Source organism: Tetragenococcus solitarius NBRC 100494 (assembly GCF_001544195.1).
GTDB lineage: Bacteria > Bacillota > Bacilli > Lactobacillales > Enterococcaceae > Tetragenococcus > Tetragenococcus solitarius.
This window is the reverse complement of the sequence record NZ_BCPY01000002.1, coordinates 135,876-146,378: the sequence shown is the minus strand read 5'-3', so window position 1 is coordinate 146,378 and position 10,503 is coordinate 135,876. Positions and strand designations below refer to the sequence as shown.

General features: G+C 37.4%; 11 protein-coding genes. 9 read left to right on the top strand and 2 right to left on the bottom strand.

Annotated elements, in window-relative coordinates; all coding sequences use genetic code 11:
• Positions 1-12 precede the first annotated feature (12 nt).
• Positions 13-1,038, bottom strand: coding sequence for a GNAT family N-acetyltransferase (locus TS1_RS01385; protein WP_068707045.1), 1,026 nt, complete (start codon positions 1,036-1,038; stop codon positions 13-15).
• A 15-nt stretch (positions 1,039-1,053) separates the two neighbouring features.
• Positions 1,054-1,653 (bottom strand): NUDIX hydrolase N-terminal domain-containing protein, encoded by a 600-nt coding sequence (locus tag TS1_RS01380; RefSeq protein ID WP_068707043.1) that lies wholly within the window; start codon positions 1,651-1,653, stop codon positions 1,054-1,056.
• A gap of 84 nt (positions 1,654-1,737) precedes the next feature.
• On the opposite strand from TS1_RS01380, the gene TS1_RS01375 reads away from it, so the two are divergent.
• The 9 genes from TS1_RS01375 (at position 1,738) to rbfA (ending at position 10,329) form a co-directional block, all read left to right on the top strand.
• The gene (locus tag TS1_RS01375) at positions 1,738-2,109 is read left to right on the top strand and encodes a DUF488 domain-containing protein (RefSeq protein WP_068707041.1); all 372 of its coding nucleotides are present in this window, start codon (positions 1,738-1,740) and stop codon (positions 2,107-2,109) included.
• Positions 2,106-2,519, top strand: coding sequence for a GNAT family N-acetyltransferase (locus tag TS1_RS01370; RefSeq protein ID WP_068707039.1), 414 nt, complete (start codon positions 2,106-2,108; stop codon positions 2,517-2,519). Before TS1_RS01375 ends, TS1_RS01370 begins: the two co-directional genes overlap by 4 nt.
• Positions 2,520-2,897: 378 nt before the next feature.
• Positions 2,898-4,835: a threonine--tRNA ligase gene (thrS, locus tag TS1_RS01360; RefSeq protein ID WP_068707035.1), complete on the top strand. Its 1,938-nt coding sequence runs from the start codon at positions 2,898-2,900 to the stop codon at positions 4,833-4,835.
• Between the two features lie 292 nt (positions 4,836-5,127).
• Complete coding sequence (rimP, locus tag TS1_RS01355; protein WP_068707033.1) at positions 5,128-5,601, top strand: ribosome maturation factor RimP; 474 nt, start codon at positions 5,128-5,130, stop codon at positions 5,599-5,601.
• A 20-nt stretch (positions 5,602-5,621) separates the two neighbouring features.
• A complete protein-coding gene (nusA, locus tag TS1_RS01350; protein WP_068707031.1) occupies positions 5,622-6,803 on the top strand; it encodes a transcription termination factor NusA in 1,182 nt (393 codons plus the stop codon).
• Between the two features lie 12 nt (positions 6,804-6,815).
• Entirely contained in the window at positions 6,816-7,112 is a 297-nt protein-coding gene (gene rnpM, locus TS1_RS01345; RefSeq protein ID WP_068707029.1) for an RNase P modulator RnpM, read from the top strand.
• Entirely contained in the window at positions 7,105-7,407 is a 303-nt protein-coding gene (locus tag TS1_RS01340; RefSeq protein WP_068707027.1) for a L7Ae/L30e/S12e/Gadd45 family ribosomal protein, read from the top strand. Before rnpM ends, TS1_RS01340 begins: the two co-directional genes overlap by 8 nt.
• A gap of 12 nt (positions 7,408-7,419) precedes the next feature.
• A complete protein-coding gene (gene infB / locus TS1_RS01335; protein ID WP_068707025.1) occupies positions 7,420-9,936 on the top strand; it encodes a translation initiation factor IF-2 in 2,517 nt (838 codons plus the stop codon).
• Positions 9,937-9,975: 39 nt separating this feature from the next.
• A complete protein-coding gene (gene rbfA, locus TS1_RS01330; RefSeq protein ID WP_068707023.1) occupies positions 9,976-10,329 on the top strand; it encodes a 30S ribosome-binding factor RbfA in 354 nt (117 codons plus the stop codon).
• Positions 10,330-10,503 lie beyond the last annotated feature (174 nt).

The window sequence follows — 10,503 nt, the reverse complement described above, 5'->3', positions numbered from 1 at the left end:
CACGTTGCTTTTTTATATACTCATATACTTGGGTGGGTGATTAATTTTTTCTAGAAAGGTAAGAAAATCGGGAAAGCTAAAGACCAATGTTTGGTCATTTTGGTTCGGATGAAAACCAATCTTTTCAGTTGAGCGAAGCTGTTTATCGATGATTAACTGGACTTGTTGCTTTGTATCAAATAGTAAGCCTAAAGGAGAAACTGCTCCTTGAGTAGCATGCAAAAATTGGCTCAGTTTTTGATCAGAGGCAAACGACAGATGCCTTTCTTCCACTTCTTGAGCGATTTGTTTTAAAGGGGCCCGTTTCTTTTCTGGCAGGATGACTAAATAAAATGTATTTTTTCCTTTTAAGAATAAATTTTTTACTTTTGTGCCTGGTAATTCGAAATCAATTTCTTCCATGGTATAGACTGCTTTATGATAAAACAACTCATAAGAAAGGGCTATTTTATCCAAAAAATGGAATATTTGCTGTTCCGCTTTTTTACTGAGATACTCTTTTTTTACAATAGCACAGCATCCTTTGTCTACCAGGCCACGATTATTAACCAGGCGCTTACGCAAGGTCCCTTCATAAGTCATTCCTGCCTTTTGCATTGCTTTTTTTGAAGCCGGATTTTCGATATCATAAAAGCCTTCCACGCGCTCAAAATCATTTTTTTCAAATAGATAGCTGATAACTTCTTGCAAAGCTTCACTGGTAAGGCCATTGTTCCACCAGTCTTGTCCAATACAATAGCCGACTTCTGCTGTTTTAGTTGTTTTATCAGCGATATTTGCTGAGATGGTTCCAACTAGTTGTTGTGTTGTTTTTTCTTCGATTCCCCAGAAAAAATAATCGGAATCGACATAATTTTTTTGATACTCGTTTAAGTTGTTTTCGACATCTTTTATGGTTGAGTAGGGCTTCCAGTTAAGATATTGGGTGGCCTTAGGATCACTGGCCCAATGGTTAAACATTTGCCGTGCATCAGTTGTTACTAATGGACGTAACTTCAGTCGTTGCGTTTGTAAGCAGATGGTACCTATATTTTCCACTTTATCATCTCCAAACTATTCAAAATTACAGGGGCCTTCTTGTTGCATGAGTTGTACTAATTGTTCCTTGGTGGTACGTTTTTTAGAAAGAGCGGGCAAATTGTCTATAGCAAAGTAGCCTATTTGACTTGTTTCCAAATTTTTTGAAAAAGAGCCAGATAAAATTTCACAACCAAATACCAGCTTATAATATTGAAAAGCTTGCGGGATATCTTTACGCAAGTTGGTATCAAAAATGGCTTTTAACTGTTTTACATTGACAGTAAGTCCTGTTTCTTCATAAACCTCTTTTAAAATATTTTCCTTAGGAGAAAAGCCAACATCGGCATAACCGCCAGGCAGTGACCATTCTTTTGTTTTACTGTCTTGTACTAATAGTATATAGTTTTCTTTAGTTATCCATGCTCGAACGTCAACCTTAGGGGTTTGATAACCAGACTCATGTGAAAATAAGTCCATAATTGCTTCTTGTGGTTCATTGCCCAGACTGTGAAGTAATTGTAGTGCTAGGTCATTTAGTTCTTGATAACGGAAGCGATCAAATTCATCCTTTCCATAATGGAGTCCTGCTTGAGCAATCGATAATAATTCTTTGTAGGTCGCTAAATAATCCATCTATATCCCTCTTATTTCTAGTTATTTGCTTTTTATTTTATCATCAAGCTATAATGAAAGAAACAAGAAAGGAAGTCGATTTTTATGGGAAAATTACAAATAAAGCGTGCTTATGAAAAAACCGAACCATCAGATGGTAAACGGGTTTTAGTTGACCGTATGTGGCCTAGAGGAATCAAAAAAGAAAAATTACCATTGGCACTATGGGAAAAAGAGATTGCTCCAAATAATGAGTTACGCAAAGAATTTGGACATGATCCTGAAAAGTTTCCTTGGTTTGAAAAAGAATATAAAAAAGAATTAGATAAGAACGAAAAAATTGAAGACTTTGTTAAACAAATCGAAGAGTGGTTAAAAGATAATAATGTGACACTTATTTATGGTGCAAAAGATAGGGAAAATAATCAAGCTGTAGTTTTAAAAAATTATCTCCTACAAAGGGTCGAAAGCCAATGAAAAAATATGAGATAAAAGAAACAAAAGTAATTCCGCCTGAACAATTATATCACTTGTACCAAAGTGTAGGATGGTCTCGCTATATTCGAGAGTTCGATAAGCTTACTGCAGGACTAAAGAATTCTTTGAAAGTGCTGACAGCTTGGGATGCTGACAAATTAGTGGGATTGGTTCGAGCGGTTGGGGATGGAGCGACAATTTTATACGTACAAGATCTGCTGATTTTGCCTGAATATCAAAATCAGGGAGTCGGATTTTCCCTGATGAAGAAACTGTTAGCCAATTATCCTCAAGTAATGCAAAAGGTATTGATGACTGAAGAAGCACCGGATGTGCGCCATTTTTATGAAAAGTGTGGATTTATTTCTGCCGATCAAGGAAGCGGAGTAGCTTTTTATCGATTTGAATAAAGAAGAAACTGAAATGAAAAAAAATTATGGTTAAAGACTTGCAAATTTTTTTGAGAAGTGGTTAAATGAAGCCATAATTGATTGATGAAAAAGACACCCAAACTTGTGCGTCTTTTACAAGAGAGGAAAAGCGAGGCTGAAACTTTTCTAAAAGCAACCCAAGTGAGGACCACTTTTGAAACCTTTGTTGAAGCAAAGGCGGTCGTTTCCGTTAAAGCGAATGAGGAATACTGTTTTGTATTCAAAATTAGGTGGAACCGTGAATAAATTCGCCCTGGTATCAAGAGGATACTGGGGCTTTTTTTATTGTAAAGTAAACAGGAATTTACAATAGGGGGGTCTTTTTTATCCGTCAAATAAATAACAGGAGGAAAAAGCATGATAAATATTACTTTTCCAGATAACTCTGTCAAAGAATTAGAAGCTGGAATCACGTCTAAAGCGATTGCTGAAGATATTAGCAAAAGTTTGGCAAAGAAAGCATTAGCCGGAAAATTTAATGGCCAGTTAATTGATTTGGATCGACCGATAAATGAAGATGGGGCAATTGAAATTGTTACACCCGACCATGAAGACGCCTTAGGGATTTTGCGTCATTCGACAGCTCATTTGATGGCCAATGCGATGCGTCGTTTATATCCAAATATCCATTTTGGTGTAGGGCCTGCCATCGACACAGGTTTTTATTATGATACGGATAATGGCGACAATCCAGTGACGTCAGAAGATTTACCTGCGATTGAAGCAGAAATGATGAAAATCGTCAAAGAGAATAATCCCATCATCCGTAAGGAGCTAACAAAAGAAGAAGCATTGGATCTTTTTGCCGATGATCCCTACAAAGTAGAATTGATTCAGGATATGCCAGAAGGTGAACAAATTACGGCTTACGAACAAGGCGATTTCATTGATTTATGTCGTGGACCCCATGTTCCATCTACTGGGCGGATTCAGGTGTTTAAATTGTTGTCTGTAGCTGGTGCGTATTGGCGCGGTAATTCAAATAATCAAATGATGCAAAGAGTTTACGGGACGGCTTTCTTTGATAAAAAGGATTTAAAAGCTTATATTAAGCAAAGAGAAGAAGCTAAAGAGCGTGATCACCGCAAACTAGGTAAAGAACTTGGCTTATTTATGCTATCTTCAGAAGTTGGCTCAGGCTTGCCTTTTTGGCTGCCTAAAGGAGCTACTATCCGCCGAATTATCGAACGTTATATTGTTGATAAAGAAGTAAGCCTAGGCTATCAACATGTTTATACGCCAATCATGGCTAATGTTGATTTTTATAAGCAATCTGGTCATTGGGACCACTACCACGAAGACATGTTTCCACCAATGGATATGGGCGATGGTGAGATGCTTGTTTTGCGACCAATGAATTGTCCCCATCATATGATGGTTTATAAAAATGATATTCACTCTTATCGTGAGCTACCAATTCGTATTGCTGAGTTAGGGCAAATGCATCGTTATGAAAAATCAGGGGCCTTGTCTGGATTACAGCGTGTTCGTGAAATGACGCTTAATGATGGGCACACTTTTGTACGGCCAGATCAAATCAAAGAGGAATTTAAGCGTACGTTAGAACTTATGACCTCGGTATATGAGGATTTCAATATTAATGATTACAGCTTCCGTTTAAGTTATCGCGACCCTAACGATAAAGAAAAATACTTTGATGATGATCAGATGTGGGAACATGCACAATTTGTGTTAAAAGAAGCTTTAGATGAACTTGGTGTTCAATACTACGAAGCTGAAGGAGAAGCTGCTTTTTATGGTCCGAAATTGGATGTACAGGTAAAAACGGCCCTTGGAATGGAAGAGACACTATCGACGATCCAGTTAGACTTCTTGATGCCAGAGCGCTTTGATTTAACCTATGTAGGTGAAGATGGAGAAAATACCCATCGTCCGGTTGTTATCCACCGAGGCATTGTCTCAACGATGGAACGTTTTGTCGCTCACTTAACAGAAGTATACAAAGGAGCTTTTCCTACGTGGTTAGCACCTATTCAAGCGACGATCATTCCAGTTTCGGTTGACTTGCATGGCGACTATGCTTATGAAATTAAAGGTCGCTTGCAAGAACAAGGAATCCGGGTTGAAGTCGATGATCGCAATGAAAAAATGGGGTATAAAATTCGAGCATCACAAACGCAAAAGATTCCTTATCAAATTGTTGTTGGTGATAAAGAGATGGCAGAAGCAACTGTTAACGTACGTCGTTATGGTAGTAAAGAAACCGAAGTTCAGCCTGCCAATATGTTTATCGAAGCTATTGTGGCTGATGTGAATAATTATAGTAGAGTGTAAGAAAAAGATTGGGGTTTCAGTTAATTTTAACTGTGATCTCAATCTTTTTTTGAAGAGAAATTTTAACAGGCAATTCTTGAATCATGTTTTTGGATATTTTCCAATAAATTAAAAAAGCAAGGTTCTTATAATATCGGTTTTATACATAAAAAATGCGGGAAGCTTGAGTTTATGCAAATTATGTGCTATATTAGTAAAAGTAATGATACTAGAGCTGAGTGAGGGTAGAATTTTTCCCTCACTCTTTTTATGGGAAAAAGTTTTTATAAGTAATTAAAGGAGGGGATAACTATTGAGTGCAGTCGTTGATACTGTAAAAGACTTGGTGATGCCTGTATTAGATGAAAATAATTTCGAACTAGTCGATCTAGAATTTGTAAAAGAAGGAAAAAGCTGGTATCTCCGTGTCTTTATTGATAAAGAAGGCGGCATTGATATCGAGGAATGTGCTTATGTAAGTGAATATCTGAGTGAGAAGCTGGATAATGCAGATCCGGATCCGATCCCGCAAGCCTATTTCTTAGAAGTTTCTTCTCCTGGAGCTGAACGGCCTTTAAAAAAAGAAGAAGATTATCAAGAAGCGATCGGAGAGTATATTCACGTTTCTTTATACGAGCCTATTGATAACCAAAAACAATTTGATGGCTTTTTACAATCAGTGGATACCAACAAACTTGTTTTAAAAATTCGTATTAAAACAAGAGAGAAGGAAATAACTATCGATCGCAAGAAAATTGCAAAGGCCCGTTTAGCTGTACAAATATAATTACGGAGGAATCAAAGAGAATGAGCAAAGAAATGTTAAATGCGTTAGACACGCTAGAAGCTGAAAAAGGAGTTTCTAAAGCCGTTGTAATCGAAGCCTTAGAAGCAGCTTTGATTTCAGCTTATAAACGCCACTATGGTCAATCACAAAATGTAGAAGTAAATTTTGATGAAAAAAAAGGAGACATTACTGTCTACGCAGTAAAAGAAGTGACTGATGAAGTGATGGACTCACAGTTAGAGATCTCCTTAAAAGACGCGACTGCAATTAATCCGGCTTACGAAGTTGGAGATAAAATACGTTTTGAAGTAACGCCTAAAGATTTTGGTCGTATTGCGGCTCAGACTGCTAAGCAAGTGATTTTACAACGCGTGCGCGAAGCAGAACGTTCGATTATTTATGACGAGTTTTCTGCTTATGAAAATGATATTATGCAAGGTGTTGTAGAACGTCAAGATCGTCGCTATATTTATGTAAATTTAGGTAAAATTGAAGCTGTATTATCAAAACAAGATCAAATACCTAATGAGCATTATCAGCCACATGATCGTATCAAAGTTTATGTTACACGCGTGGAAAATACATCAAAGGGTCCTCAGGTATTTGTGAGTCGTACGCATCCAGACCTTTTGCGTCGCTTATTTGAACAAGAGGTACCCGAAATTTACGATGGAACTGTAGAAATTTTAAGTATTGCGCGCGAAGCAGGCGATCGAGCAAAAATTGCAGTACGTTCTACAGACCCTGATATTGATCCAGTGGGTACTTGTGTAGGGCCTAAGGGGCAACGCGTGCAAGCCTTAGTGAATGAACTAAAAGGTGAAAATATGGATATTGTTGAATGGAACGAAGATCCAGCAATCTATATTGCCAATGCGTTAAATCCTTCAGAAGTGAGCGACGTCATTTTTGATATGGAAAATCCTAAGGTTTGTACAGTTGTTGTACCTGACCATCAATTATCACTTGCTATTGGAAAACGCGGACAAAATGCTCGCTTAGCTGCTAAATTAACTGCTTATAAAATTGATATTAAGTCAGAATCCGATATGGAAGAATTTTACGCTCAATTAGATGAACAAGAGTCTTCTGAAGTTGAAGAAACAGAAGAAATAGTAGACTCTTCGCTGGAAGATGAGGCAAATGTTTCTGACGAAGAAGTTACTTTTGACGAAACAGATGAATCTGAAACAGAATCATAGGGAGGCTTTTAGATGAAAAAAAGAAAAATTCCTTTACGAAAATCTGTTGTATCTGGAGAAATGATTCCTAAAAAACAACTATTACGTATTACACGTTCAAAAGAAGGCGAAGTTTCGATCGATCCTACTGGCAAAAAGCCCGGACGCGGTGCTTATATCGCTATTGAACCCGAAGAAGCCCAATTAGCTTGGGACAAACGAATTTTAGATCGTGTATTAGAAACAAAATTAAGTGATGAATTTTATCAAGAATTGCTTGATTATGTTTCTCATCAAAAAGCTCGTCGAGAGTTGTTTGGTAATGAATAAACAAAAAGCTTTAAACATGCTAGGTTTAGCAATGCGTGCTGGAAAGCTTGTAACTGGCGAAGAAATGACCGTGAATAAAATACGTTCACAAAAAGTAAAATTAGTTTTGTTGGCAGGAAATGCTGGTAAAAGCACACAAAAAAAGGTAAAAGACAAGAGTACTTTTTACCAAGTTCCGTTTGCAGATTGCTTTGACTCAACTGAAATAAGCCAAGCGATTGGGCGAAAACGCTTTGTCGTTGGTGTTTTAGATAGTGGCTTTGCAAACAAAATTCAGGAACTAATCTCAAGTTAGGAAGGTGTTTGCATGGGGAAAAAAAGAATATATGAACTTGCAAAAGAAATGAATAAATCAAGTAAGGAAATTGTGGAAGCAGCACAATCACTAGGATTCGATGTGAATAATCATATGGGTTCAATTTCTGAATCAGAAGAACAGAAAATTCGACAAAAATTAAATGGTCAATCGCAAAATAGACAATCGTCAAATAAGAAGCCAGTAGATAACACTCAAGTGGCTAAGGAAAAGAAGTTTCAAACACAACGAAATAATCCGAAATTTCAAAATCGCCAAAAACAGACAACACGTTCAGGAAATCCTGCCCAGCAAAATAAGGTGGCAGGTAGACAAAAGCCACAAGAAAAAAGAAATACGCAACAGTCAAAATCCCAAGCAAGCCAATCAAACAAACAAAATATACAAGCAAAAGAACAAACACAACGGTCAAATAAGCAACAAAATCGTCCAGTAAAACAAGAAGCACGGAAACAAGCTGGACCAAAACAAGAAGCAGCTCAAAGACCTAACGATAAACGTCAAGCGCAAAGACCTGCTAAAAAGCAACAAGGACAAAGTCAGCAAAAACAACAGGTTCAACAAGAAGACAAGAAAAAACAAGGGAATACGAACGACCAGCGTAAAAATCGCAATCGTAATAATAATTACAATAGGAACAACGATTTTAATAACAAAAACCGCAATAAATTTAATAAAAAAGGGAAAAAGGGAAAACAACAACAGAATAAAAAACCAGCTGCTGTTTCTCAACGTAAATATCATGAGCTACCTGAAGTTTTAGAATATACTGAGGGTATGAATGTTGCTGACATCGCTAAGAAAATCCGACGTGAACCAGCTGAAATTATCAAAAAATTATTTATGGTAGGTATTATGGTTAATCAAAACCAGCCTCTTGATAAAGATAGTATTGAACTATTAGCGGCCGACTATGGCATAAAAGCAGAAGAAAAAGTGGAAGTCGATATTGCAGATATTGATAAATTCTTTGAAAATCAAGAGGTTAACGAGGAAAATCTTATCTCGCGTCCACCGGTTGTTACGATTATGGGACACGTTGACCATGGGAAAACCACTTTATTAGACAATTTACGCCATTCTCGAGTAACAAGCGGCGAAGCTGGCGGAATTACACAACATATCGGCGCTTATCAAATTAATATCGATGGAAAACCTATCACCTTTTTAGATACTCCTGGACATGCGGCATTTACTAGTATGCGCGCAAGAGGAGCGAGCATTACAGATATTACGATCTTAGTCGTAGCAGCTGATGATGGCGTTATGCCACAGACAGTTGAAGCAATTAACCACGCTAAGGCAGCGGATGTTCCGATCATTGTAGCTGTTAATAAAATCGATAAGCCAGGCGCAAATCCACAAAAAGTAATGCAAGAGCTAAGTGAATATGAATTAATTCCAGAAGCTTGGGGCGGAGATACAATATTTGTAGAAATTTCTGCTAAATTCAACCAAAATATTGAAGAATTGCTGGAAATGATTCTATTAGTTGCTGAAGTGGAAGATTTAAAAGCAGACCCTACGCAACGGGCACTTGGTTCAGTAGTTGAAGCAAGATTAGACAAAGGAAAAGGGCCTGTAGCAACATTGTTAGTACAGCAAGGAACCTTAAAAGTAGGAGACCCAATTGTTGTTGGAAATACTTACGGTCGTGTTCGTGTGATGACAAATGATTTAGGACGCCGTGATAAATCAGCAAAACCAGCTACTCCAGTTGAAATTACTGGTTTAAACGATGTACCACAAGCTGGAGACCGCTTTGTCGTGTTTGAAGATGAAAAAACTGCACGACAAGCAGGAGAAGAACGTGCGAAACGCGCTTTGATAGAACATCGCGCTTCAGGTACGCGTGTGACTCTTGATAACTTATTTGAAAGCCTAAAAGAAGGCGAATTAAAAGAAGTTAACGTTATTATCAAAGCAGACGTACAGGGTTCAGCTGAAGCATTATCTGCTTCATTACAAAAGATTGAAGTGGAAGGCGTAAAAGTAAACATTGTCCATGCAGCAGTTGGAGCTATAAACGAAAGTGATATCACCTTAGCGGCTGCTAGTAATGCCATTATTATTGGTTTTAATGTACGTCCTACGCCACAGGCAAGACAGCAAGCCGAAACAGAAGAAGTTGATATTCGTTTGCATCGCGTTATTTATCAAGCAATTGATGAAATCGAAACAGCGATGAAAGGGATGCTTGATCCTGAATACGAAGAACGTATTACCGGACAAATGGTTGTACGTGAAACATACAAAGTTTCTAAAGTCGGAACCATTGCTGGTTGTTATGTTATGGAAGGTACGATTTATCGTGACAGCGGGGTTCGTGTCATCCGTGATGGAATTGTTATTTTTGAAGGAAAACTGGCAAGCTTAAAACGTTTCAAAGATGATGCTAAAGAAGTAAATTCTGGCTATGAATGTGGAGCTACCATTGAAAAATATAATGACATCAAAGTAGATGACATTATTGAAGGCTTTGTAATGGAAGAAGTCAAAGTTAACTAATCTTATTTTAAGCAATGAGTTAATATAGGAGGACATTTCATGGCTAATTATCGTGATCGAAGAGTAGCCCAAGAGATATTAAAAGAAGTAAATCATTTGTTGCAAAAAAAGATTCGTGATCCTCGTGTACAAGATGTGACAATCACCGATGTGCATGTTACAGGTGATTTGCAACAAGCAACAATTTATTACAGTATTTTGTCTGATGATGCTTCAGCGAAAAAAGAAGCACAATTGGGACTAGAAAAAGCTAAAGGACTAGTACGGCGTGAAGTAGGCCATGCTTTAAGTATCTATAAAACGCCTGAAATCTTCTTTGAACTGGACGAATCCGTCGAATATGGCGAAAGAATCGATGAAGTGATTCGTGAATTACATGAAAATGAAGATTAACAATTAAAACAGGTATCTGATGAAATGGCTTCTAAGAGGTAAGTTTACGTACTAACTTTAGAAGTCATTGCAGGCGGATACCTGTTTTTTATTTAAATTATCAAACTTGTTGTCTAGAGACAGCTTGCTAATAAGAACAAGTATGATTTCTTATATTTTTTTGTGCTAGCAATT